Genomic DNA, 24,224 nt, shown 5'->3' on the forward strand with positions numbered 1-24,224 from the left:
TCGCCCGGCAGTGTCGACCGCCGCCGCGGTGTGCGTGTCCTTGTGGGTGTCAACACCGCCGGTCACCTCGACCACCGCACCGGTGTGGACCTTGTCTGCTGTCGATGTCATCGTGAATACCTGCCGTCCTATCGCTGAACCGGGAAGGGCGGCACGCGCCGGTCGGGCGGGCGGACAAGACAGTGACGGGGCCTCTGGCCAGGCTCCTATAAGGTCACGACGCCCGTCCGGCAGGTGCCGAATACGCCACCACACCAGCCCGGACGACACATCCCGTTCAGGACACCACGGTCAGTCAGAGCAAGAGTCAGACCGGACCAGCGCGGCAGCACCACCATCCTCACTGTCAGAACAGGACGGAGGCGAAGGTGCCCACCTGGTGGAAGCCGACCCGGTGGTAGGCCGCTCGGGCAGCGTAGTTGTGCTGGTTCACGTACAGGCTCGGCAACCGGCCGACGCCGTCCTGGATGTGCCGCACCACCGCCGCCATTCCGGGTGCCGCGATCCCCCGGCCGCGATAGCGCGGGTCGACCCAGACGCCCTGGATCATCGCCACCTGCGACGAGAGTGCGCCGATCTCCGCCTTGAACACCAGCCGGTCGCCGTCGAACCGGGCGAACGCCTGCCCGCGGAGCATCAGTTCCTGCACCCGGTGCCGGTACCCGACGCCGCGATCGCCGCGGCACGGGTCGACGCCGACCTCCTCGGTGAACATTGCGATCGCCGCCGGCAGGTACTCGTCCAGCCGGTGCGCCGGCACCTGGTGGACCTGCTCGTCGGGGGCCACCAGCGGTCGTCCCTGACAGACCAGCAACGGCTGATCGGGCCGGACGTCGCGGGCCGGCCCCCACTTGGACTCCAGGAACTGCCACAGCGGCAGCACCTGACCGGCCGACCCGACCATCGACGCGACGGTCCGTCGGCGGCGGCCGAGCCCGGCCGCCAACTGACGCAGGGCAACGGGTGTTCCGGTCAACGGGATCAGGTTGCCACCGACGAATGCGACCGCGTCCCGGCCGCCGGCCACTCCCCAGAACTGCCCGCCCAGCGCGGTCCGGTCCATCCCGCAGGCCTCGAACCGTTCCGCCACCAGGCATCCGGCGACCGGGTCGGCGGCCAGCGCCTCGGCCACCCGTTCGGCGTGCGCCGGGCCGAGCGTCCGAGCGCCGAAGGCGGTCAGCACGGGCATCTGTCCACCGTCTGGTCCGCCCGTCAGACCGTGGTGACCGACGGCTCGCCGGCCGGCACTCCCTCGGCGCGCATGCCGTCGGCGATCCGCATCGCTTCCTCGATCAGCGTCTCGACAATCTCGGATTCCGGAACGGTGCGGACCACCTCGCCCTTGACGAAAATCTGCCCCTTGCCGTTGCCGGAAGCCACGCCGAGATCGGCCTCGCGGGCCTCCCCCGGGCCGTTCACCACGCAGCCCATCACCGCCACCCGCAGCGGAACGTCCATCCCCTCCAGGCCGGCCGTCACCTCGTTGGCCAGCTTGTAGACATCGACCTGGGCCCGCCCGCACGAGGGGCAGGAGACGATCTCCAGCCCGCGCTCGCGCAGGTTCAGCGACTCCAGGATCTGCAGGCCGACCTTCACCTCTTCGACCGGCGGCGCCGACAGCGACACCCGGATGGTGTCGCCGATGCCCTGCGACAACAGGGCCCCGAAGGCGACGGCCGACTTGATCGTGCCCTGGAACGCCGGACCGGCCTCGGTGACGCCCAGGTGCAGCGGGTAGTCGCACTGCTGCGCGAGCAGCTCGTAGGCCCGGACCATGATCACCGGGTCGTTGTGCTTGACCGAGATCTTGATGTCGGTGAAGTCGTGATCTTCGAACAGCGAGCACTCCCACAGCGCCGACTCGACCAGCGCCTCCGGGGTGGCCCTGCCGTACTTCTCCAGCAGTCGCTTGTCCAGCGAGCCGGCGTTGACGCCGATCCGGATCGGCGTGCCGAGATCCTTTGCAGTGCGGGCGATCTCCTTGACCTGATCGTCGAACTGCCGGATATTGCCGGGGTTCACCCGCACCGCGGCGCAGCCGGCCTCCAACGCGGCGAACACGTACTTGGGCTGGAAGTGGATGTCGGCGATCACCGGCAGCTGCGAGTGCTCGACGATCTGCTTGAGGGCCGCGGCATCGTCGTTGGTGGGCACTGCGACCCGGACGATCTGGCAGCCGGCCGCCGTCAGCTCGGCGATCTGCTGCAGCGTGGCGTTCACGTCGGCGGTCACCGTGGTGGTCATCGACTGCACCGATACCGGCGACTCGGAACCGACCCCGACGCCGCCGACGTCCAGCTGCCGGGTGGGCCGGCGCGGGGCGAGCACCGGGACCTCGCGGTCGGCCGGCATCGACGGCATGCCGAGCCCGATCCCGGTGGGAGCGGTACTCGCGGTGTTCGTCATCAGAGTCCTTTGCTGCGGTCTGCGGGGCGGTTCAGAAGAGCTTGACCGGGTTGACGACGTCGGCGACCAGAGTCAGCGCCGTCAGCCCTATGAACAACAATGCCACCACGTAGGCCACCGGCATCAGCTTGGCCACGTCGAACGGGGCCGGTTTCGGGCGACGGGCGAGCTTCGCCCAGCCGCGCTTGATCCACTCGATCAGCGCGCCGAAGATGTGCCCGCCGTCCAGCGGCAGCAGCGGCAGCAGGTTCAGCAGGAAAAGGCTCATGTTGAAGCCGGCGAGCAGGGTCAGGAACAGTGCCAGCTTGTCCTTGGCCTGGGTGTCCATCGACAGGATCTCGCCGGAGATCCGGCCGGCGCCGACGATGCCGACGGGCGAGTTGAGATCCCGTTCCTTGCCGTTGAAGATCGCCTCCCAGAGTGCCGGGATCCGGGCCGGGATCTGGATCACCGCATGGGTGGCCGCGCCGATGAACTGTCCGGTGCGGTCGAAGGCACTGCCGAAACCCTGGGTGACGTACGGCGTCTGCGGCCCGACGCCGAGAAAGCCGGTCTCGAACGTGCCGGTCATCTCGCCCCGGCTGTCGTACACACCGCGCTGGGTCAGCACGATCGAGACATCCTTGTTGATGCTCTGCCCACCGCGATCGATGACGATCGGCACGGTCTGCCCGGCCGCGGCGCGGATCAATCGGGTCAGCTGATCCCAGTCGGCGATCGGGGTGCCGGCGAACTCGGTGATCCGGTCGCCCGGCTCCAGGCCGATCGTTCTGGCCGGCGTCCATTGGTCCTGCGGGCACTCGGTCTTGTTCTGTTCGGCGAGCGGAGCAGACGCCGGCACCACGCAGGCGCTGACCGATTGCACGGTGGTGTTGGGGGTCGGTACCCCGATGGTGGTCATCACGATCCCGAACAGCACGACCGCCAGGACCAGGTTCATGAACGGCCCGGCGAACATGATGACGATCCGCTTGAACGGGTGCAGTTGGTAGAACTGCCGGCCGTCGTCGGTCGGCAGCACCTGCGAGCGGTCGCCGTTACGGGAGTCCTCGATCACCTGCCGGAAGAAGCCGGCCGGGCCGAGGGCCGTGGTGGTGATCCGCTGCCGGCCCTTGGCATCCGGCGGCACCATGCCGATCATCCGGATGTAGCCGCCGAGTGGGATGGCCTTGATGCCGACCTCGGTCTCGCCCATCTGCTTGGACCAGATGGTCTTGCCGAAGCCGACCATGTACTGCGAGGTGCGGACGTTGAACAGCTTTGCGAAGGTCAGGTGCCCGAGCTCGTGCCAGGCGATGGAGAACAGCAGCCCCACCGCGAACAGCACGATTCCGATCGCCATCCACATCAGCGCGTTGCACCTGCCCTTTCGGTCGCCAGCTCCCGGGCCCGTCCCCGGGCCCAGTTCTCGGCGGCCAGCACGTCATCGACGCCCTCGGGATCCCTGGTCAGGGTTTCCGCCTGTTCTGCTTCATCAATGATGCCTGCCAATACCGCGGAAATGCCGGGGAACGTGAGCAATCCCCCTCGGAAAGCCGCGACAGCCACCTCGTTGGCGGCGTTGTAAGTGGCCGGCACCAGGCCGCCGGCCTGCCCGGCCCGCCTGGCCAGCCGCAGCGCCGGGAACGCCTCGTGGTCCACCGGCTCGAACGTCCAGGACGTCGGTGACGAGAAGTCGCAGGCCGCGGCGACGTCGGGCAGCCGGTCCGGCCAGGTCAGACCGAGCGCGATCGGCAGGCCCATGTCCGGCGGGCTGGCCTGGGCGATGGTCGCGCCGTCGCGGAAGGTGACCATCGAGTGGACGACGGACTGCGGGTGCACCACCGTCTCGATCCGCTCGTAGGGCACCCCGAACAGCAGGTGCGCCTCGATCAGCTCCAAACCCTTGTTCACCAGGGTGGCCGAATTGACCGTGATCACCGGGCCCATGTTCCAGGTCGGATGGGCCATCGCCTGGTCGAGCGTCACGTCGACCAGCTCGTCGGGCCGCCGGCCGCGGAACGGGCCGCCGGAGGCGGTCAACACCAGCTGGGCGACCTCCTCGGCCCGGCCGGCCCGCAGGCACTGGGCCAGCGCGCTGTGTTCGGAATCGACCGAGACGAGTTGCCCGGGGCCGGCGGCCGCGAGCACCAATGGCCCGCCGGCGATCAGCGACTCCTTGTTGGCCAGCGCCAGCGGCCGACCGGTGGCCAGCGCCGCCAGCGTCGGAGCCAGGCCGATCGAGCCGTCGATAGCGTTCAGTACCACGTCGGCGTCGACCTCGTCGATCAGCCGCAGCGCCCCGTCGATGCCGGTGGCGACCTTCGCCCCGGGAAACCTGGCGGTCTGCGCGGCCAGAAGTTCCGGGCGGGACCCGCCGGCCACCAGACCGGCCACCGCCAGTTCGTCCGGATGCCCGGCGATCACATCGAGGGCCTGGGTGCCGACCGAGCCGGTGGACCCCAGGACGAGTACGCGGCGCATCCGACCATTGTCACCCAGCCGGCCCGTCGGCCGGGCTGCGCGCCGATCCGGAGGGTCGCGTGCGAAGATGGGCGCGAGCCGCAGTATCAAGGAGGAGCAGTGTCAGACCCAGCAGTGTCAGAGGCCGGAACCGCGCTGCAGAAGCACGACCCTTCGGCGCATGCCGAGGTCGAGGTCGCGCATCATGCCGCTCCCCTCACTTACAACCCGGACGCGCCGAGCGCCGAGTGGGGCTGGCACGGCGACTGGAGCCTGTTCGCCGCCCGCGGCTCGCGCCTGCTGCTGCTGTTGTTCACCGCGGTGATCCTGCTGATGCTGTTCGGCAACCACGTCAGCCACGTCGAGGACTGGTACCTGATCGGCACCGGCGCCGTGATGATCATCTGGCTGGTGTCCCGCGAGCTGCGCGCCCGCAAGCAGCGCCGACTCCGCCCCTGATCCGTCAGCCCTGATTCGTCAGCCCTGATCCGTCAGCCCTGATCCGTCAGCCCCTGGGTCGGAAGCCGGCCACCATCGGGCACTGGTACGGATCGCGGTGCACCAGACCGACCTTGTTCAGGTAGCGCACCACGATGACGTAGGCGCGCAGCAGCGAGGTCTCGGTGTAGGGCACCTGCCGCTCGGCGCAGAACGGCATCACGATCTCCCTGGCCCTGCGCAGGTTCGGCCGCGGCATGCTTGGGAACAAGTGGTGCTCGACCTGGTAGTTGAGTCCGCCCATCGCGAAGGTCATGAACTGCGGACCGGTGATGTTCCGGGACATCAGCACCTGCCGACGGAAGAAGTCGATCTTGGAATTCTCCGGGGCGACGGGCATGCCCTTGTGGCTCGGCGCGAACGTGCAACCCATGTAGACCCCGAACACCGCGAGTTGGACGCCGAGGAACGCCGCGGCCATGCCAGGTGAGAGCAGCAGGAACAGCGTGGTGAGGTAGGCGGCCCAGCGGAAGGCGACCATCCCGAGTTCGGTCCAACGATGCTTGACCGGCGCCTTGCCCACCAGGGTGACCATCGACTGGGCGTGCAGGTTGAGTCCTTCGACGATCAGGATCGGGAAGAACCACCAGCCCTGTCGAGCCATCAGGAACGCCGCGATCCGGCCACGCTCACGATCCGGCTCGGGGTAGAACACCACCACAGTGGGCTCGATGTCCGGATCGAAGTTGATCTGGTTCGGTTTCGCGTGGTGTTTGGTGTGCTTGCGCACCCACCAGCTGATGCTCATCCCGGTCAGCAGGCTGCCGAGCACCCTGGCCAGCCAGTCGTTCGCCTTGCCGGAATGAAACACCTGGCGATGGGCCGCGTCGTGCGACAGGAAGGCCAGGTGGGTGAGCACCAGGCCGAGCGCGGCGGCGATCCCGAGCTGCGCCCAGGATTCACCCACCACCGCGAACGCGACCCAGACAGCGGCGAAGGCTGCGATCACCGAGCCGATCTTGACCGCGTAGTAGCGGTATCGGCGTTCCAGCAGGCCGTGCTCGTGGATCACGGCGGCCAGTTCCGAATAGTCGGTGGCGATCCGGTGACGGGTGGCCGGTGCAGCGCCGAGGGTGGCGGTCAAGGTGTCCAGTTCCCTGCGAGATACGGTTCACCGTCGATCCGGCGCCCGGTCGCGCCCCACGGTCGGTCCGTGAGGGGCGACCCGAGGTCGTCGTACCGCCATCGTCAGCGTACGGGACGCCGCCGGAAGTGGCGGGTCAACCGGGCCGGCCGGTGCGTTGGCTGATCCGTTGGGCCACCGCCGCATCCGCCGTTCCCTCGTCCGGCTCGAACTCCCAGAGGATGCCGGTCCACGGATCCTTCACGCTCGCCGCTACCACCGGCAGATACCGCGGCTGTTGGCGCAACCCGAGCCCGGCGAGCTGGTTCCGGGACGCCAGCAGGACAAGTCGGAGGCCGAGCAGCGCGCCATCGACCCCGATCCGGTCCAGCGCGGCCACCTCGGCGGCGCCGAATCCGAGGGCCGGCCACGGCACGATCACCACGCCCGGCAGCGCACCGGGCAGGTCGGCCATGGCGCCGGCCTCGGCGGCCATCAGGTGCAGATCCACCTGCCGGGCCAGTTCGGCCAACGGGTTCTGGTCGGGCCGGCGGGCCGGTGCCGGCAGGCCGAGGAAGCCGGCCAGCTGGTCGTCGTCGGCGACCACGGCGACCTCGGTGCCGGCCGGCACCGCGGCCAGGATCCGGTGCAGCAGTCCGCGGACGGCCTGGTCGACGACGCCGGCCGGATTCTCCAGACAGATCCCGCCGAGCGCCGAAACATGGTGCACCATCGGGATTCTCAGCGCCTGGCTGTCCGGGCGGGTCAGCGTGCCGATCCGGAAGATGCCGACGCCGTCCGGCCCGATCGGCTGCTGCCAGACGGGCGCGCCCCAGCCTGCGACGGGAGCCGGGAACGTCGTCTCCAGTGCGGTCAGCTCACCGACCAACTGGTCCAGATCATCGAGCCGCCGGCGGGCCGCTAGGTCGGCGATCTGGCCATGCCGCGCCTCGACGGCTGCCCGCTGGGTGTCGACGATTGCCGACCGGTCCGGGTCGGCGGACCCATCGGCCGGGCCGCCGGCAGATCGGCGGGTCGGATCGGCCAGCAACGCGCCGAGCTCGTTGTCGCGGCGCTCGTCGGCGAACGCCATCGACTCGGCGTAAGCGACCAGACTGCGCGAGGCGTCCTCCCAGATGCCGTTCAGGTGCCGCTGGATCGTTTCCGGGTCGTGCTGGACCGTCGACTCACCAGCAGAACTGTCCACAGTGGACGCCCCGGCGCCGAAACCCGCCGAAACACCAGCCGCACTGTCCAAGTTGGACGGCCCTGCGGGCGCGAGACCGGCGGCGTCGGTCAGCATCGCGCCGTGCACCCGACCGAGTTCGGGCAGTCCGCCGGCGTAGTGCTGGCCCAGCGCGCGCACCTTCCAGCCGCCGGCGCGCCGATAGCACTCCAGCAGCACCGTGGCCGGGGCCTCACCCGGCGCCGCGGACCGGACCACCAGGGTCGACTCCCCCAGGTCCAACTCGCTGGTCGCGGCCGGCAGGCGCCGACCGTGAGCGACCAGCAGGCACCGCTGCACCGACGACTCCAGTGCCCCGAGGTTCATCGGAAGTGCCGACGCCACCACCGGTATCGGCTCGCCGTGCACGTGGTCGGCAGCGTCCAACGCGACCATCAGCAGCGGTACGGCGGGGGTGACGGTCAGTCGCCAGGTCGCCGGCAGCGGCGTATTCTCCCCGGCGGCGAGCTCCCTGGTCTGCACCGGCCGCTACAGGAACCGCGGGAGCTGCGGGAAGGAGTCGGACGGGGTGCGGGCCTGGATGCCCTCGCCGATCGCCTGCATCTGCCAGCCACCGCCGTCCCGGAACACCTTCGCCATCACCATGCCGGTGAAGGCCATCCCACCGGTCAGCGTGTAGCGGGCCAGTTCGCCGCCGGAGGTGTTGTCGATCAGCCGGCAGAACGCGTTCTGCACCTGTTCGAAGGTCTGACCCTCGTAGGACGTGACGATGAAGACGATCGAATTGATGTGCGCCGCGACCCGGTCCAGGTCGATCAGCACGGTCTCGTCATCCCCGTCACCGGCGCCGGTACGGTTGTCGCCCTGGTGCTGGACGCTGCCGTCCTTGGACCGCAAGTTGTTGTAGAACACCACGTCGGCGAGCTGCTTGTCGGCGAACATCACGGCTGACGCGTCCAGATCGATGTCGACCTCACGGTTGCCGAACATGCCGCGTTTCTTCAGTGGATCCCAACCCAGCCCCATCCGGACCACCGTGAGGTTGCCGCCCGACTCCTTGCGCAACGAGACCCGCTGCCCCTTCTGCAGGCTCACCGGTCGTTGCGCGCTGAGCCCGGCCGGCGGCTGCTGGCCTTGCGGGGCCCCGGTCGGCGGCGGGTAGTTTCCGGCCCCGCCCGGCGGCGGGAAGCCCTGCGCGGCCCCGCCCGGCGGCGGGAAGCCTTGCGCGGCCCCGGTCGGCGGCGGGAAGCCCGACCCGGCCGGCCCGCCGGCAGCGGTCGGCGGCGGGTAGCCCACGTTCGGCGCCGGGGCCGACGGGGGCGGGAACGCCGCCGGGCTCTGTTGCTGGCTCGGCTGCGGTGGCGGTGGGTAGCCGCCCGCCGGCGGGGGCGGCGGCGGCTGGGTCGCCGGTGGGCGCGGCGCTACCGGCTGCTGCGGTTGCAGATGCCCGAACGCTCCGCCGGTGTCCGGCGGCTCCCCCGGCGCGGGCTGCGTGGGCTGCGCAGCGGCCGGCTGCATGTTGCCGAAGACTCCCCCGGTGTCCGGCTCCTCGATCCGCGCCGGCGGGGTGGGCGCAGCCGGGGCCTGTGAGCCGGCATCGTCGACGGAGACGCCGTGGTCGGAGATCAGGTCCGCGAGCCCACCGGCGTAGCCCTGGCCAACCGCACGGGCCTTCCAGTCGGCGCCGCGCCGGTACAGCTCGACCGCCACCATGATCGACTCACTGTCCAGTCCGGTGACCCGGTACTCGGCGATCGGGCCGCCGGCGGCGTCGGCGATCCGGGCCACCGGCGGCGCGACCTGACCGAACCGCTGACCCGGCGTCTCCAGGTTCACCACTGCCCGCACGGTCTGGATGTCCGCGGGGATCTGGTCGGTCTGCACGGTCAATTGCCAGCCGCTGCCGTCCTTGACGCATCGCACACCGGGGCCGTCGGGCTGGTTGAAGAACACGAAGTCGCTGTCGCTGCGCACCTTTCCGGAGTCGGTCACCAGTAACGCGGACAGATCGGTCGGTGCTTGCACCTCGACGGTGATCCGCACCGACGAGGCGGCCAGCGGCGCGTTCTGGCCTTTGACCAGGATTGCGGGTCCAGTAGGTGTCGTCACGACGCTCCTTCGGTTCGGGGCTTGACCCCTCGATCCTGCCAGGTGCCGCGACCGGGGTCAGCCTGTTGGCCCATCCGGGCACGGGCGGCCCGGCGATGCGATGCTGGTCCGATGGCGACCAAGAGATCCCGATCCCGCCGCCGTCGTTCGGCGGCTCCCTCGGTGGCTGTCGTGGCCGGCGCGGCCGTGCTGTTCGCCGGGGTGTCCAGATATCTGACGCCGTGGCCGATGGCCATGGTGATCCGTCGGATCTTCGAACGCGGCGGCCGGCAATCGATGGTGCAGATGCTGCCGCACATGCCGACGGTCGGCATCGCCGAACTGCTCGACCAGCCCTATGCGCCCAGCCCCACCCGCACCGCCACGGACACCGCGCTGGACGTGTTCGCGCCCGACACCGGGACCGACGCCCTGCCGACGGTGATCTGGATCCACGGCGGCGGCTGGATCGCCGGCGACAAGTCGCAGATTGCTCCCTACCTGAGAGTCCTTGCGGCGCAGGGGTATACGACCGTCGGCCTGAATTACACCCGCGGCCCGCAGGGCCGGTACCCGACGGCGCTGCGGCAGTTGGACGCGGCAATCGGCTACCTGATCGACCATGCCGGCGAGTTGCGGATCGATCCGACCCGGCTGGTTCTGGCGGGTGATTCGGCCGGCGCCCAGTTGGCCAGCCAGCTGGCGGCGCTCGTCACCAATCCGGAGTTCGCGCGCCAGGTCGGGATCCGGCCGCGACTGGCACCCGAGCAACTGCGCGGGATGGTACTGAACTGCGGCGTGTACGACCTGGACATGATGAGCCGGGCCAAGGGTCTGGTCGGCTGGGGCTTCAAGAAGACCCTCTGGGCCTACACCGGTTCGCGGGACTGGGCGAAGACGCCGGCCGGCACCCAGATGTCCACGCTGCGGTTCGTCACCCGCGATTTTCCGCCGACCTACATCTCCGGCGGCAACGGCGACGGGCTGACGGCCGGACAGTCGAAGCCGATGGCCGAGCGGCTGCGCCGGCTCGGAGTGCCGGTCACCGCGCGATTCTTCGATGATGGCCACGAACCGCCGCAACCGCACGAGTACCAGTTCGCGTTGGGCACTGCGGAAGCCGACGAAGCGCTGACGGCGACGTTGACGTTTCTGAAGGAACTGCCCGGATTCTGAGGAGCATCGCTTCTGCCCGGGGATTCGACACCGGCATGGTGGCTGCGATCGGCACCTCCGTCGACCGGTCTGCGGCCGACATCGCAGAACTGGCGACACGCTTTCAGGATCAACCGAGGGCGGCGACGATTCGTTCGCCGACTGCGGCGATGGCGGCCCGGTCTCCCGGGACGTCCGGCACCCACGGCAGCGTCAACCTGTCCCTGTCCTTGTCGGTGTACCGCGGGATCACGTGCAGGTGGAAGTGGAACACCGACTGCCAGGCCGCCGCGCCGCAGCAGTTGATCAGGTTCACCCCGTCGGCGCCGAGTGCGGGTACTGCGACCGCGGCGATCCGCTGCGCGGCCAGGGTGACGGCGGCCAGGTCATCGGGCGCGATTTCCAGCAGGTCCCTGCTGTGTCGCTTGGGAATGACCAGTAGGTGACCATCGGAGGCCGGATTGATGTCCATGAAGGCGAAGGTCTTCTCGTCCTCGGCGACCTTCATGCTGGGAATCTGGCCGGCCACGATGCTGCAGAACAGGCATTGTTCGCTCATGAAGTCTCCCGTTCGACGAGTTCCGGACCGTCAGCGCTCGGCCGCGGCCAACTGGCCGCAGGCAGCGGCGATCTCCTGGCCCCGGGTGTCCCGGACCGTACAGGCGACGCCCTGGGCGCGCACCCGGCGGACGAACTCGGCCTCCACCGGCTTGGGTGAAGCGTCCCATTCCGAACCGGGGGTCGGGTTCAGCGGGATGACGTTGACGTGCACCAGCGACCCGAGATGCTCGCGCAGCAGTTGCCCGAGCAGGTCGGCCCGCCACGGCTGGTCGTTGATGTCGCGGATCAGGGCGTACTCGATGGACACCCGTCGACCGGTGGTGTCGGCGTACCGGCGGGCCGCCTGCAGCACCTCGTCGACCTTCCACTTGTCGTTCACCGGCACCAGGGTGTCGCGCAGTTCGTCATCCGGGGTGTGCAGCGAAACCGCAAGCCGCACTTGCAGTTTCTCGTCCGTCAGCCGGTTGATCGCCGGCACGAGGCCGACCGTCGACACCGTCACCGAGCGGGCCGAGATGCCCAGGCCGTGCGGATTCGGCGCGGTGATCTGCTTGACCGCCGACAGCACCCGGTTGTAGTTGGCCAGCGGCTCGCCCATCCCCATGAAGACGATGTTCGACAGCCGCCCCGGCTCCCCGAGGGCGCCGTCGCGGGCCGCGGCGGCGGCCAGCCGGACCTGCTCGACAATCTCGGCGGTCGACAGGTTCCGCTGCAGACCGCCCTGCCCGGTGGCACAGAACGGGCAGGCCATGCCGCAGCCGGCCTGGCTCGACACACACAGCGTGATCCGGTCCGGGTAGCGCATCAGCACCGACTCGATCAGCGTGCCGTCGTGCGCCCGCCAGAGCGTCTTGCGGGTGTCGCCGGCGTCGCAGGAGATCGAGCGGACCTCGGTGAGCAGTTCCGGCAGCAACGCGTCGACGAACTCACCGCGGCCGGCTGCCGGCAGGTCGGTCATTTCGTCCGCGATCCTGGTGAGACCGCCGTAGTAGTGCCGGGCGAGCTGATCGGCGCGGAACGCCGGCTGCCCCGCCTGCTGGACCGCGGCCTTACGCTGGGCTTCGTCGAGGTCGGCCAGGTGCGCGGGTGGCTTCCCACGGCGGGGAGCGGCAAAGATCAGGGGCAGGCTCTTGCGGGCGGCTTCAGCAGTCATGACCGCTACATTCTCCCATGCGGACGACACCGACCCGGCCCTGGAACCGTTCAGCAGTGAGCACCGTCGCACCCGGGACCGAAGGAGATTCCACCGTGACCCACAGCGGAACCACCGTTGTTCAACGCCTAATGCCGGCGGCCGGGACGGCCGTGCTGGCGCTCACCGCCACCAGTTGGATCGGCAAGTCGTTCCGCACGGATGCGGGCACCGGCGACCGGAGCTTCAGCTTCTGGGGGCTGTTCCACACGGTCCGCCACGGCCTGACCCTCGGGGTGGGGCTGGTGGCGGTGCTGCTGATGGCGTTCGTCGCCGTCGCAGTGCTGGCCAACCACGCTCGCCCCGCGGCGGGCTCGGTGATGGCCTGGGTGGCTGCGCTCGCCACGGTGGCCGTGCTGATGAACGTCGACGCCGGCTACTCGGCCGGGCCGGGCTTGTGGCTGACGCTGATCGTCACCGTTGCCGCGGCGGTCGCCGGCACCCTGGACTGGGTGTTGACCGCCAACGGCGACCGGCGGGAAGCGCTGGCCGCGGCCCGCTGAATCGTCAGCCGTAGGGAATCGGTCGGTCGCCGAGTCCGATCACCGATCCGACGAGTTCGCGGCCGGGTTCGGCCGAGGACACTTCGCAGGTCTGCATCGGGACCAGCTGCCGGCTGCCGTCGTCCTGCAGAACCATGCTGCCCATGGAGGGGTCCTGGGAGACCTTGGCCTGCAACGGATGGGCGCCGCCGAAGGCCGCGGCGCCGACCTGATCCACCGCGAAGTCCAGACAACCGGTGACCGGTGTCCGAGCCAGATACTCGGGTTGGAACGTTCCGATCCGCTGCACGAAATGCGGTGTCGTGCAATCGACCTGCTGCAACTCGTCCCGATAGCAGGCGCCGACGGCAGCCGACGATTCACCACCCGGCAGCGGATTGACCGATCCGGCGTACTGCAGCGCCCGAAGCTGCGGGCCACTGGTGACCGGACCGACGACGCAGGCCTGCCAGCCGAGCGGGGCTCCGCCGCTCACCGGGCGGGACAACAGCCATGGCTGGGGCGCGGTCCAGTCCGGCCCGGAGGTCCCGGTCATGGTGGGGCCCTGGCTGCTGCAGCGATCTGCTCCGGCAGCCGCCCCGGACGGCGATTCGGCGCCGGCCCGCCAACTTTCCACCACCTCGGCCGTGTGCGGCTCCGAGCACGGCACCTCACTGGGCTCGGTGCTGGTGGCGCCGAGGTCCGGCACGACCAGACAGGCGCCGACCGCCGGTGGCGGCGTCCACGGCAACGCGACCGGCTCGCCGTGGACGTTGCGACCGCTGACCCGGTTGACGACGATCAGGGCCAGCGCGGCGGCGACCACCACCGCGATCCCCCAGCGCCGGTCGTTCGTCATACCAGCAGGCTAGGCCCGCGGGCGCCGGCCGTCAGCCGAACGGCAGCGGCTTGTCCCCCAGGCCCTGTACGGAGTCGACCAGCGGTCGGGACGCGACCACGCTGCAGGTGTCTGGCAGCACCGGTTCGCCGGTGGTGGCATCGACGATCGTCACCGGGCCCGAGCGGTCCAGTCCGGTCACCGCAAGCAGTGCATCCGGACCTGAGAACGCGGATGCGCCGACGACCCGGCGGGCGAAATCCTGGCAGTCCTCCCGTGGTCGGGGGTCCACCGACGACGCGAGAAACAGGCCGATCCGCTCGACGCGATGTGGTGCAGCGCAATCGATCCGGACGTTCCGGCCGGCGTAGCAGGCGCCGATCACCGCCGCCGACCGGCCTGTCGAACCCGGAGTCAGGGAGCCGACGAAGGTCAGCGGATCCGAGGGGTCGCCGTCGACGGCGGCGATGAATGCGCAGACCTCCCAGCCGACCGGCCCGGGCGAGGACAACCGGGCCGAGAACGTCGGGCTCGGTGGCCGGGACCAGTCGCCGCCGCTCGGAACCGGCGGGATGCCACCATCGGCGGCGCACCGGTCCGAGATGTCGGCCGGGCTCCGGCCCTTTCGCCAGCTCTGGTAGACCTCGGCGGTGTGCCGCCGGTTGCAGGCGACCGGCGTCGGGGTGGATCCGCGGGTGTCCAGGCAACTCCCCACCGCCGGGATCGGCTGCAGGGCGACCGCGACCGCCTCGCCGGGAAGGTCGGGCCCACTGAGCCGGCTGACGGCGATCAGCGCCAGCGCCGCGGCCAGCACGACCGCGATGCCCAACCCCCGGTCCTTCGTCATCCCCGTCGCCTTTCCCCATCCCGGTCCGTCGTCGGTGCACACCCACGCAGCGCTGCGATCGACGTCGTCAGCCAGGTCCGCCGTACGGCAGCGGCGCATCACCGAGGCCGACGACGGACGTCATCAGCCACTTCCCCGGTTGCACCCGGACGGCGCAGTTCGACAGCGGCGGTGCCGGGAAGGCGGCGCCGGTCAGGAACGGCTGGGTATGACGGTCCATCCGGCCGTTCTCGACGTCGATCACGATCCGGCCGGTCGCCGCCAGGTTCAGGTCGCCCACCGTCAACGGTTCGGGGCCGTCGAAGACCTTGGCCGAACCGATCAGGTCGACAGCCAGTGCGGCACAACCGTTGTCGGCTGTCTGCGGCCGGTTGCTGACCGCCAGCAACTCCGCGTCGTGTGGCTGGGTGCAGTCGACCGGGTGGGCGGCCGCCTTCGCCGCGGTCTGCCAGTAGCAGGCTCGCAGCGACACCGGATAGTCGGCGACCGATGCGGCAGACAGCAGCGATCCTCGATGCACCACCACGCCGACCGGGTCCGCGGTGGCGATGGCCTGCTGCACGCAGGCGGTCCAGCCGGTCGGTCCGCCGCCGTCGACCAGATGATCGAACGTCGAGTACGGCGGGGGTCGCCAGTCTTCGCCGACGGCGCCGAGCACCGACTGCCGATCATCCCACCGGCAGGGCGAGTCCTGGCCCGCCAGACCCACCGGCCAGGCGCCGATCACCTCCGCCGAGTGCCGTTGATCGCACGGCAACACGGTGGCCTGACTGCCGGCCAGGTTCAGACAGGTACCGGCTGGCGGCGGCGAGACCGGCGGCACCGCAACGGCGGCACCCGGGACGTCCCGGCCGCTGATCCGGACCGCCGTCAGCAGCGCGACCAGCGCCAGGCACACGAATACCCAGCCCCCGAGCCGACGCATCGCCTCCGACGTCATGACTGGTCCATTCGCCGATCCAGATTCTAGGCGCTTCCCCGCCCCCGTTGTGATGGCAATCCGTGGTTGTGGCAGCGGAACAACCACGACTTACCATCACAATCTGGCCGCCGGCGCCAACCAGGCAGCCCGCCGCCGGTCGTAGACCTGTTTCGCCCGGCGCCGGAACTGGACCGGTTGCCGATAGAGGTCGTCGCCGGTAACCCGGAACACCCGGAGACCCGCGTCCTCCATGCCGCCGTTTCTTCTGATGTCCTTGCGGAACTGGGCCCGGTCGGTCCGATGACCGTCGCCCTCGTACTCGAAGACCAGCTTCAGGTCCCGGTAGAGGGCGTCGACACAGCTCAACCATCGACCCGTCTCGTCAAAGAGATCGACGTTGATCTCGGGCTCCGGCAGTCCTGCCGCCAGCAGTTGCATCCGCAGGTCCGACTCCGGTGGCGAAGCCACGTTCGGCCGGATCCATGGCAGCGCCGCCCGCAGGTTGTCAACGCCGTCGCAGCGGGCCCACCGACCCACTGCGTTGTCCAGGTCGCCGGTACTCAGCGGAACAAAACCCGTTGTCCGGCCGGCATAATCACGGCCGCTGATCGCGGCATCACCGAAACGGACCAGCTCCTCCTTCGTCGCACGGGTCGCCAGCAGGCACCAGGTGAGGGCCGGCGACGTGACGCGGATGCCGTCAACCTCACTGACGGTGAACAGGTCGGAGCGAATGACGCGACCGCGGACGTTCCGGCCGGTCGGCTTGTTCACGCCCCTCGGCACGGCCACCTGAACGGTCAGGTCGTTCCCGGCCCGGTACGGCAGCGGCAACCCGTACAGTGCGGCCGCCGTTTCCGCGGCGAAGGCACGCGGTGGCCATAGCCGCGGTAGGTAGGCCAGTGCCAGCTCCCGCAACGTGCCGACCTCGCCCGCCACCCGGATCCCGTGGAAGGGCGAGCGCAGGTCGGCTGCCCCCATCCGCCAGTCGGACAACCCGGAATCGAATCCCTCAGCGACGCGGAAGGCCCGCTGGGTGAACTCGTCCGGTAGCGATCGTCTCGGCGCGGCGGATCCCATGCCCGACATGGTGTCCGAAGGCCGTTCGGCGCCGGCGACTTGTCCACACCGGCCGGTCCACGTCGCCGCGTGTGGACAACTCGCCGGTCATCCGGCCTGCGTTGTGATGGCAATCCGTCGTCGTGGCAGTGGAACAACCACGGATTGCCATCACAACGACGCACCCCATAACGACGCACCAGTAACGACGCCCCGGTAACGCACCCGGTGGCGGAACGGGGGCGGTCAGCGGCGGCCGGGAAGGGTGGCCAGCACTCCGGGCAGCAGGAAGAAGATCCACGACCAGGCCCAACCGCCGAACAGGAACCCGCAGAGCAGGAACAGCACCAACGAGGCGGTGCCGGCCGCCGGGATCCAGCGCTGTGCGTCGAAGCCCGACGGCCGCTGCACCGCGGGTTGCGTCTGGGCGGCGCGGTTCGGATGCTCGTAGGACGGCGGCGGGTAGGTCGGCGCGGCCTCCGGATACCCGGAGGATGCCGACGTCACCGCCGCCGACGGGCCTGGTGGGGACACCCGGAAGCCGCCCGGCAGATCGGTGAACACCGAGTTCAGGTCGGCGGCCGTGGCCGCGGAGATGACCCGGTTGGACCGGGCGGAGTACTCGTCCGGCGTCAGCCGGCCGGCCCGCAGGTGATCGCCGAGCACGTCGAGCGCCCGGTCCCGCTCGACATTGCCGACCCGCATCTCTGCTGATTCGCTCACGACTCGATGGTGCCACCAACGACGCCCGACCGCCGTTACCGGGTGCTGCGCGAGGGTCCGCAGCTCCCTGTCAGCAGTACCCCTTGGCTAACCGGATCAGCTCGCGTCCGTAGCCGGGCCCATGGCTGACGGCATGCACCGCCACCGGGTGCAGCTGGTGCAACGGGGTTCGCTCGGGCCAGTCCGCCGGCAGCGCGGCGGCCTCCGCGTAACCGGCTCGGATCCGGTCAAGGCCGGGGCAGCCGAACAGCTCCAGCATCGCCAGGTCGGTCTGCCCGTGACCGCCGTGCGCCGCCGGGTCGATCAGCACAACGCCGTCGGCGGTGTAGACCAGGTTGCCCGCCCACAGGTCGCCGTGCAGCCGGGCCGGCGGCCGGTCGTCGTCGAACTCACCGGCGGCGATCCGATCGCACAACCGGTCGACCAGGGCGGCGCCGTCGGCGGCCAGGTTGCCGCCGTCCCGGGCCAGCCGGACGAACGGGCGCACCCGTTGCTCGGCGTAGAACTCGCCCCAGCTGGTCGTCGACCGCATCGCCTGCCGCTGCCTTCCGATCCAGCCGTCGCCGGTCCATCCGTCCGGCGGACTACCGAAGGCCGGAGCACCTGCTGCGTGGGTGATCGCCAGTGCCCGGCCGAACGCCTCCGCCGCTTCGGCGGTCGGTCGGGCCGCCCGCAGCCGTTGCAGCTCGAGGAAACCGGGGCCGATGTCGAGCACCTCGACGACCAGGGCACCGCCGTCAGCCGCTGCCGCGGCCAACCACCGAAGCCCCGCCGCTTCCGCCTCGAAGAAACCGGCCGGCGCGTCCGGCCGGTGTTTGCGGAAGGAACTCATTGCGGCAACGCTAGGCGCTGCCACTACCGTTGAGCGATGCCGATCGACCCGCCGCAGGTGTTGTCCGTGAATGTCGGCCGGGCCACCCGCACCGCGTACTCGAAGATCGGCGTCACCGGGATCGACAAGCGGCCGACCCCGGAACGGGTGCAGGTCACGGCCCCCGGCCCCAAGGGCACCGGCGGCTCCGGGTTGGCCGGCGACGCCGTTTGCGACCTGCGCCACCACGGCGGTGACGACCAGGCGGTCTACGCCTATGCCCGGGAGGATCTGGACCACTGGCAGGATCAACTCGGCCGGCCGATCGGCAACGGCGGGTTCGGCGAGAACCTGACCACCGCCGGGATCGACATCTCCGCCGCCGTGGTCGGTGAGACCTGGTCGGTGGGCGCCGAGATGCTGTTGCAGGTGTCCGATCCGCGGATCCCCTGCCGAACCTTCGCCGGCTTCCTGGCCGAGCAGGGATGGATCCGTCGGTTCACCGAAACAGCCTGTCCTGGAACATATCTGCGGGTGTTGCGGCCCGGGATGGTGCAGGCCGGCGACGCCATCGAGGTGATCGACCGTCCCGAGCACGACGTCACGGTCCAGCTGGCCTTCCGGGCATTCACCACCGACTCCGCACTGCTGCCGCGGCTGACCGTGGCCGCCGGACTATCGGCGGAGTCCCGGGCGAACGTGGCCCGCCGCACGACCTTCGCCCTCGATCGGGACCCGGCCTGATGCGGGTGCTGATCGCGCCCGACTCGTTCAAGGGCAGCGCCACCGCCCGGCAGGTCGCCGAGGCGATCGCCGACGGCTGGCGCTCCGTCCGCCCGCAGGACGAGGTGCGCACCCTGCCACTGGCCGACGGCGGCGAGGGCAGCGCCGACGCCATTGTCGCCGCGTCCCCCGGTGCGCGGCAGATCGACTGCGCGGCAACGGGTCCGGACGGTCACTCGGTCGCGGCCAGTTGGTGGCTGCTGACCGACGGCACCGCCGCGGTCGAGCTGGCGGCGGCGTCCGGCCTCCCGCAGATGGCGACCAAGGACGCGCTGCGCGCCCAAACCACCGGGTTCGGTGAGTTGCTGCTGGCCGCCGTGCGCCACCCACAGGTGCGGCGGATCGTCGCCACCCTGGGCGGCAGCGCCGCCACCGACGGCGGGACCGGTGCGCTACGGGTGCTCGGCGCACGGTTCCTCGACACGGCCGGCGACGAGCTGAACCCGGGCGGTGCCGCGCTGGAACGGCTTGCGACTGTGGATGTCTCCGACCTGACGCCGCCCCCGCCCGGCGGCGTGCAGATGCTCACCGACGTGACCGCGCCGCTGCTCGGGCCGCGCGGGGCGGCGGCCGTCTTCGGCCCACAGAAGGGCGCCACCGACGCCGATGTCGTCACGTTGGACGGGGGTCTGCGCCGGTTGCACGAGGTGATCGGCGGAAATCCGGACCGGCCCGGCTCGGGCGCCGCCGGCGGTACCGGGTTCGGCCTGGCCACGCTCTGGTCGGCGGCCACCGTTCCCGGCGCCGACCGGATCGGGCAGATCGTCGGGCTGCCGGCCGCACTTGCCGACGCCGACCTGGTGATCACCGGGGAGGGCCGTTTCGACGACCAGTCGACCACCGGGAAGGTGGTCGGGCATCTGCTGCAACTGATAGCCGGGCAACGGGTGTCGTTGGTCGCCGGGCAGATCGCCGGTGACGTCGGCCGGTTCGACCACTCGATCGAGCTGACCGGGCTGGCCGGTTCGTCAGCCGCGGCTATGCAGGACACCCAGAAGTGGCTCGTGGCAGCGGGATCCGAACTCGCCGCCGGCGTTGTCGACTGACCGCACCAACTCCGACTTCGGGGTACCACCAGCGGGTGTCGAAGTCGAAGTTCGTACCCCGAAGACGTCGCAGACGCTCAGGCCAACCCGAGCGACTTCATCCGCTCGCCATGGGCCATCTGCAGCCGCCGGAACAACGCGCCGATACCGGCCAGGTCCCCCGAACCGGCGATGATCACCTCGGCCAGGGCATCCCGTTCGGCGACCACGTACTGCGCCTGGGTGAGCGCCTCGCCGAGCAGCCGACGGCCCCACAGCGCCAGCGGACCGGCCAGCCGCGGGTCGGCCTGGCAGGCCCGGCGCACTTCACGCACGGCGAAGGCCGAGTGCCCGGTATCGGCCAGCACTTCGAACACCAGATCCCTGGTCTGCGGGTCGAGGCCTTCGGCGATCTCCCGGTAGAAGTCGGCGGCCAGCCCGTCGCCCACGTGCGCCTTGATCAGCGACTCCAGCCAGGAATGTGGCGGGGTCGAGTCGTGGAATGCATCGATCGCCCGGACGAACGGGCTCATCGCCTGCTCGACCGAGACGCCGCGCTGGGCCGAATACTCCGACAGCAGCTTGAAGTGACCCATCTCGGCGGCCGCCATCTCCGCCAGCGCCACCCGCCCCGGCAGGGTCGGGGCGTATCTGGCGTCGGCCGCCATCCGGTCGAACGCCGACAGCTCGCCGTAGGCCAGCGCGCCGATCAGGTCGACCACGCCGGCGGCCAACGGTGCCCGGCCGTCCGTTTGCGTCATCTCCTCCGCCATCTCCCTGCCTCCAGACCCGCCGGAACGACCGACGCGTCATGAACAGTAGTTCCAGCGACGTAGAATGGCGGACGGAGGCGGTGCCGGACGGCGCTGCCGTACTGTGCGCGCGACGCATCACTCTCATCGCGCCCGGCATCATTTCGATCGGGCCGGCCTCGCGCGCGAACGCCGAGGAAGGCACCGTTTTGACGAGCGACACCACTATCACCGACCCCGCTGTCGAAGAGGGCCTGGCGCCCGAAGACCTGCAGGAGTCACATCCACTGGTCGGCGACGCGCCGGTCACCGAACAGTCCCCCACCTTCGCCGACCTGCAGGTCGACCCGCGCATCGTGCAGGCCCTGGAACAGGCCGGGATCGAACACACCTTCGCCATCCAGGCGTTGACCCTGCCGGTCGCGTTGGCCGGATCCGACCTGATCGGCCAGGCCCGCACCGGCATGGGCAAGACCCTCGGGTTCGGCGTGCCGCTGCTGCACCGGCTGGCCGCGGAGGACGCCCGCTCCACCGATGTCGAGCCTGGCTCGGCCCAGCAGAAGGGCCGCGCCCCGCGTGCCCTGGTGATGGTCCCGACCCGTGAACTCTGCGTGCAGGTCACCCGTGACCTGCACGATGCCGCCAAGTACGTCGGCCTGACGGTCAGCGCGGTCTACGGCGGCCGCGCGTACGAGCCGCAGATCGCCGCCCTGCAGAACGGTGTCGACGTGGTCGTCGGCACCCCTGGCCGACTGCTCGACCTGGCCAAGAGCGGCAGTCTGGTACTCGGGGCCATCCGGATCCTGGTGTTGGACGAGGCCGACGAGATGCTCGACCTCGGCTTCCTGCCGGACATCGAGCGGGTGTTGGGGATGGTCCCTGACGTCAAGCAGACGATGCTGTTCTCGGCCACCATGCCGGGTCCGATCATCACCCTGGCCCGCTCCTTCATGAGCCAGCCGCTGCACATTCGCGCCGAGATGCCGGACGAGGGCGCCACCCACCGGACCACCAAGCAGTTCGTCTACCGGGCGCACGCGATGGACAAGGTCGAACTGCTGAGCCGGGTGCTACAGGCCAAGGGCCGCGGGCTGACGATGGTGTTCACCCGGACCAAGCGCACCGCGCAGAAGGTGTCCGACGAACTGGAGGACCGCGGTTTCGCCGCCGCGGCCGTGCACGGCGATCTCGGTCAGGGTGCTCGCGAGCAGGCGCTGCGCGCCTTCCGCTCCGGCAAGGTCGATGTGCTGGTGGCCACCGACGTGGCGGCCCGCGGGATCGACGTGGATGACGTCACCCACGTGGTCAACTACCAGTGTCCCGAGGACGAGAAGACCTACATCCACCGGATCGGCCGGACCGGGCGAGCCGGCAAGACCGGCGTCGCGGTCACCCTGGTCGACTGGGACGACGTACCCCGTTGGAAGCTGATCAACACCGCGTTGGGCCTGGACTTCGAGGACCCGGCGGAGACCTACTCGTCGTCGGCCCACCTGCGCGCCGACCTGGACATCCCGGAGGGGGTGACCGGGCGGCTGCCGAGGTCGCAGCGGACCAGGGCCGGCCTGGATGCCGAGGTCGTCGAGGATCTCGGCGAGACCGGTGGCCGCGGCCGCAGCAAGGGTGGCCGCGCCGGAGATCGGACCGGCGGCCGGTCCGGCGAGCGGCCCAGTGGTCGCGGCGGTGACCGGCACAGCGACCGGTCGCGGTCCACGGATACCGACCAGGCGACCGCCGACGCGCCGGAGAAGCCGGCCGGCGATCGGCCGAAGCGTCGCCGCCGCCGTCGTACCCGTGGCGGTGCACCGGCCGGCGATAACGGCTCAAGTGTGACGAGGGGTACCGAGCAGGCCGGTGCGGCCGATGCCGCGCGCGGCGAGTGACCCTCCGCTGAACCGGTTTGCGTAGGCTCGCTGCGTGACCGAATCCGTGCGCGCCCGGCCGACGCCCTACCGCTCCCGGCGACGCCGTGACCGCATCGTTGCCGCCGTCATCGCCGTCGTGGCCGTCGCCGTGGCGGCGGTGCTGTATCTGACCAGCGACATCCGCGCCACCGAAGCGGTCACCGCCGACGGCAGCGAACCGCCTACCCCGATGTCGACGGTGCCCGCGCGGCTGACGGCGGCCTGGCAGCAGGCCGCCGATCCCGAGGTGGGCGCCGCGGCATCACCGTTCGGCACCGTGGTGACCGCCGACCAGCACACGGTGACCGGCCGCAGCGCCGAGACCGGAGCGGTCGCCTGGACCTACACCCGGTCCAACAGGGACGTCTGCCGGATCGGCACCGGCGATGTGCTGGGTGGCGACGTGGACGCCGCCGACATCAGCGCGGCCGACATCGACTCCGAGGACGGTGTCCGCGGCATCATGACCATGTACGCCAGGGACGGCATGTGCCAGGAGATGGCCACGCTGAACCCGATCACCGGCGCACTGCTGTTCACCAGGACGGCCCCGAACCGGCTGCCCGGCACGCTGATCTTCGGTCATCCGTACGCGGCCTGGGTGTCGTCCGATCTGATGGAGATCTGGCGCGGCAGCCTGGTCCGGACCTTCCAGTACGGCGACCAGCCGGCGCCCACCTCGGCGAACACCAGACATCTGGGCTGCGTCTTCTCCGACGCGGCCGTCGGCCAGGACCAGTTCGGCACCGTCGAGCACTGCACCGACAAGGGCGCGAACGCCAGAATCGTGCTGAATTGGACCGACCCGAACCACCAGAACAAGGACTGGGACTCCTACAAGACGCAGGTCCGTGCCGACATCGACACCGGGTCCCCGGTGGCCAGGATCGTCGGCATCACCAAGGACCGGGTGGCAGTGCTGGTCACCGAGCCGACGCCGGCGGTGCTGATCTACGACGCCGACGGCAAGCTGGCCACCCGTACCCCGGTTTCCATCCCGGCGGCGGCGATCGTCGCCGACACCGGCATCACCCCGCGGGTGACGTTGGACGGCGTCCAGTACTCGTTCGTCGGCGGCAACGTGATCTCGGTCGGTCGGGAAACCGTGCAGGTCACGGTCCCGGTGACCAGCAGCTCGGGCGCCACCACGACACCGACCAGCGAAGCGGGCTTCTCCAACTTCCTGGGCACCACCGGCAGCTCCAGCGGTGCTGCCGAGCCGACCACCAAGACCGAGGACCGAGACTCGCTGGTGGTCAACTGGACGATGTCGGAGGCGATCGGGCTGCCGGCCTTGGTGGGCAAGGATCTCGTGGTGCCGTCCCCCACCGGGCTGGCCGTGGCCACGCCCGCCGAGGGGACGGTGAGCCGCTCGATCGATGTGCCGCGCACGGGGTCCCCGAAGCGGGTCGACGTGGTGCTGGTGGGCGACCGGCTGGTCGAACTCCGCGGTTCCGAGGTCGTCTCGTTGAAGGCGGCATCGTGAG

The 24,224-nt window shown here is 70.3% G+C and carries 23 protein-coding genes; 7 read left to right on the forward strand and 16 right to left on the reverse strand.

Annotated features, from left to right (window positions below):
- Positions 1-346: 346 nt before the first annotated feature.
- From K340_RS0100010 to K340_RS0100025, 4 genes are read right to left on the reverse strand one after another with little or no spacing between them, the layout of a single operon-like run.
- Positions 347-1,183: a GNAT family N-acetyltransferase gene (locus tag K340_RS0100010; protein ID WP_029135193.1), complete on the reverse strand. Its 837-nt coding sequence runs from the start codon at positions 1,181-1,183 to the stop codon at positions 347-349.
- Between the two features lie 29 nt (positions 1,184-1,212).
- The gene (ispG, locus tag K340_RS0100015) at positions 1,213-2,406 is read right to left on the reverse strand and encodes a flavodoxin-dependent (E)-4-hydroxy-3-methylbut-2-enyl-diphosphate synthase (protein WP_037362084.1); all 1,194 of its coding nucleotides are present in this window, start codon (positions 2,404-2,406) and stop codon (positions 1,213-1,215) included.
- 31 nt (positions 2,407-2,437) lie between these two features.
- Complete coding sequence (locus K340_RS0100020; RefSeq protein ID WP_029135195.1) at positions 2,438-3,754, reverse strand: M50 family metallopeptidase; 1,317 nt, start codon at positions 3,752-3,754, stop codon at positions 2,438-2,440.
- Positions 3,754-4,869 (reverse strand): 1-deoxy-D-xylulose-5-phosphate reductoisomerase, encoded by a 1,116-nt coding sequence (locus K340_RS0100025; protein ID WP_051264644.1) that lies wholly within the window; start codon positions 4,867-4,869, stop codon positions 3,754-3,756. The genes K340_RS0100020 and K340_RS0100025 overlap by 1 nt, the downstream gene beginning before the upstream one ends.
- A gap of 99 nt (positions 4,870-4,968) precedes the next feature.
- Between K340_RS0100025 and K340_RS34890 the strand changes: the two genes are divergently transcribed.
- Positions 4,969-5,307 carry a DUF2631 domain-containing protein gene (locus K340_RS34890; RefSeq protein ID WP_211229188.1) on the forward strand — a complete coding sequence of 113 codons (339 nt, stop codon included), beginning with the start codon at positions 4,969-4,971 and terminating at the stop codon, positions 5,305-5,307.
- A gap of 46 nt (positions 5,308-5,353) precedes the next feature.
- Here the strand turns inward: K340_RS34890 and K340_RS0100035 are convergent, their stop codons facing one another.
- The 3 genes from K340_RS0100035 to K340_RS0100045 all read right to left on the reverse strand — a co-directional run bounded on the left by K340_RS0100035 (position 5,354) and on the right by K340_RS0100045 (position 9,704).
- Positions 5,354-6,430, reverse strand: a complete 1,077-nt coding sequence (locus K340_RS0100035) for a fatty acid desaturase family protein (protein WP_029135197.1) — start codon at positions 6,428-6,430, stop codon at positions 5,354-5,356.
- A 136-nt stretch (positions 6,431-6,566) separates the two neighbouring features.
- Positions 6,567-8,117: a TerD family protein gene (locus K340_RS0100040; protein WP_029135198.1), complete on the reverse strand. Its 1,551-nt coding sequence runs from the start codon at positions 8,115-8,117 to the stop codon at positions 6,567-6,569.
- Positions 8,118-8,123: 6 nt separating this feature from the next.
- Positions 8,124-9,704, reverse strand: coding sequence for a TerD family protein (locus tag K340_RS0100045; protein ID WP_029135199.1), 1,581 nt, complete (start codon positions 9,702-9,704; stop codon positions 8,124-8,126).
- A 111-nt stretch (positions 9,705-9,815) separates the two neighbouring features.
- On the opposite strand from K340_RS0100045, the gene K340_RS0100050 reads away from it, so the two are divergent.
- Complete coding sequence (locus K340_RS0100050) at positions 9,816-10,859, forward strand: alpha/beta hydrolase (RefSeq protein ID WP_029135200.1); 1,044 nt, start codon at positions 9,816-9,818, stop codon at positions 10,857-10,859.
- Between the two features lie 109 nt (positions 10,860-10,968).
- On the opposite strand, the gene K340_RS0100055 is transcribed toward K340_RS0100050, so the two are convergent.
- Together K340_RS0100055 and rlmN are read right to left on the reverse strand one after the other, a co-directional pair.
- Positions 10,969-11,397, reverse strand: a complete 429-nt coding sequence (locus K340_RS0100055; protein WP_029135201.1) for an HIT family protein — start codon at positions 11,395-11,397, stop codon at positions 10,969-10,971.
- Positions 11,398-11,427: 30 nt separating this feature from the next.
- On the reverse strand, positions 11,428-12,552 hold the full coding sequence (gene rlmN / locus K340_RS0100060; RefSeq protein WP_037362097.1) for a 23S rRNA (adenine(2503)-C(2))-methyltransferase RlmN: 1,125 nt from the start codon (positions 12,550-12,552) through the stop codon (positions 11,428-11,430).
- Positions 12,553-12,647: 95 nt separating this feature from the next.
- Here rlmN and K340_RS0100065 point away from each other — a divergent pair, with 95 nt between their 5' ends.
- Positions 12,648-13,094 carry a hypothetical protein gene (locus tag K340_RS0100065; RefSeq protein ID WP_154673969.1) on the forward strand — a complete coding sequence of 149 codons (447 nt, stop codon included), beginning with the start codon at positions 12,648-12,650 and terminating at the stop codon, positions 13,092-13,094.
- A gap of 4 nt (positions 13,095-13,098) precedes the next feature.
- Here the strand turns inward: K340_RS0100065 and K340_RS0100070 are convergent, their stop codons facing one another.
- The 6 genes from K340_RS0100070 to K340_RS0100100 all read right to left on the reverse strand — a co-directional run bounded on the left by K340_RS0100070 (position 13,099) and on the right by K340_RS0100100 (position 18,294).
- Complete coding sequence (locus tag K340_RS0100070; RefSeq protein ID WP_029135204.1) at positions 13,099-13,932, reverse strand: hypothetical protein; 834 nt, start codon at positions 13,930-13,932, stop codon at positions 13,099-13,101.
- Between the two features lie 31 nt (positions 13,933-13,963).
- Positions 13,964-14,758 carry a hypothetical protein gene (locus K340_RS0100075; protein WP_154673970.1) on the reverse strand — a complete coding sequence of 265 codons (795 nt, stop codon included), beginning with the start codon at positions 14,756-14,758 and terminating at the stop codon, positions 13,964-13,966.
- 67 nt (positions 14,759-14,825) lie between these two features.
- Positions 14,826-15,698 (reverse strand): hypothetical protein, encoded by an 873-nt coding sequence (locus K340_RS0100080; protein WP_029135206.1) that lies wholly within the window; start codon positions 15,696-15,698, stop codon positions 14,826-14,828.
- A 96-nt stretch (positions 15,699-15,794) separates the two neighbouring features.
- Positions 15,795-16,760, reverse strand: a complete 966-nt coding sequence (locus K340_RS33610; RefSeq protein ID WP_051264651.1) for a hypothetical protein — start codon at positions 16,758-16,760, stop codon at positions 15,795-15,797.
- 225 nt (positions 16,761-16,985) lie between these two features.
- The gene (locus K340_RS33615) at positions 16,986-17,462 is read right to left on the reverse strand and encodes a DUF1707 SHOCT-like domain-containing protein (protein WP_154673971.1); all 477 of its coding nucleotides are present in this window, start codon (positions 17,460-17,462) and stop codon (positions 16,986-16,988) included.
- Between the two features lie 70 nt (positions 17,463-17,532).
- Positions 17,533-18,294: a fructosamine kinase family protein gene (locus K340_RS0100100; RefSeq protein WP_029135207.1), complete on the reverse strand. Its 762-nt coding sequence runs from the start codon at positions 18,292-18,294 to the stop codon at positions 17,533-17,535.
- A gap of 36 nt (positions 18,295-18,330) precedes the next feature.
- On the opposite strand from K340_RS0100100, the gene K340_RS0100105 reads away from it, so the two are divergent.
- Complete coding sequence (locus K340_RS0100105) at positions 18,331-19,017, forward strand: MOSC domain-containing protein (RefSeq protein WP_037362100.1); 687 nt, start codon at positions 18,331-18,333, stop codon at positions 19,015-19,017.
- The gene (locus K340_RS26360; RefSeq protein ID WP_037362105.1) at positions 19,017-20,102 is read left to right on the forward strand and encodes a glycerate kinase; all 1,086 of its coding nucleotides are present in this window, start codon (positions 19,017-19,019) and stop codon (positions 20,100-20,102) included. The genes K340_RS0100105 and K340_RS26360 overlap by 1 nt, the downstream gene beginning before the upstream one ends.
- 77 nt (positions 20,103-20,179) lie before the next feature.
- Here K340_RS26360 and K340_RS0100115 read toward each other — a convergent pair whose 3' ends face one another.
- On the reverse strand, positions 20,180-20,842 hold the full coding sequence (locus K340_RS0100115; RefSeq protein ID WP_029135208.1) for a ferritin-like fold-containing protein: 663 nt from the start codon (positions 20,840-20,842) through the stop codon (positions 20,180-20,182).
- A gap of 50 nt (positions 20,843-20,892) precedes the next feature.
- Between K340_RS0100115 and K340_RS26365 the strand changes: the two genes are divergently transcribed.
- Positions 20,893-22,716: a DEAD/DEAH box helicase gene (locus tag K340_RS26365; protein ID WP_084613889.1), complete on the forward strand. Its 1,824-nt coding sequence runs from the start codon at positions 20,893-20,895 to the stop codon at positions 22,714-22,716.
- A gap of 34 nt (positions 22,717-22,750) precedes the next feature.
- Complete coding sequence (locus K340_RS0100125) at positions 22,751-24,223, forward strand: Rv3212 family protein (protein WP_029135209.1); 1,473 nt, start codon at positions 22,751-22,753, stop codon at positions 24,221-24,223.
- The last annotated feature ends 1 nt before the right edge of the window (position 24,224 follow it).

It is taken from the genome of Nakamurella lactea DSM 19367 (assembly GCF_000426645.1).
In the GTDB taxonomy this organism is placed as follows: Bacteria; Actinomycetota; Actinomycetes; order Mycobacteriales; family Nakamurellaceae; genus Nakamurella; species Nakamurella lactea.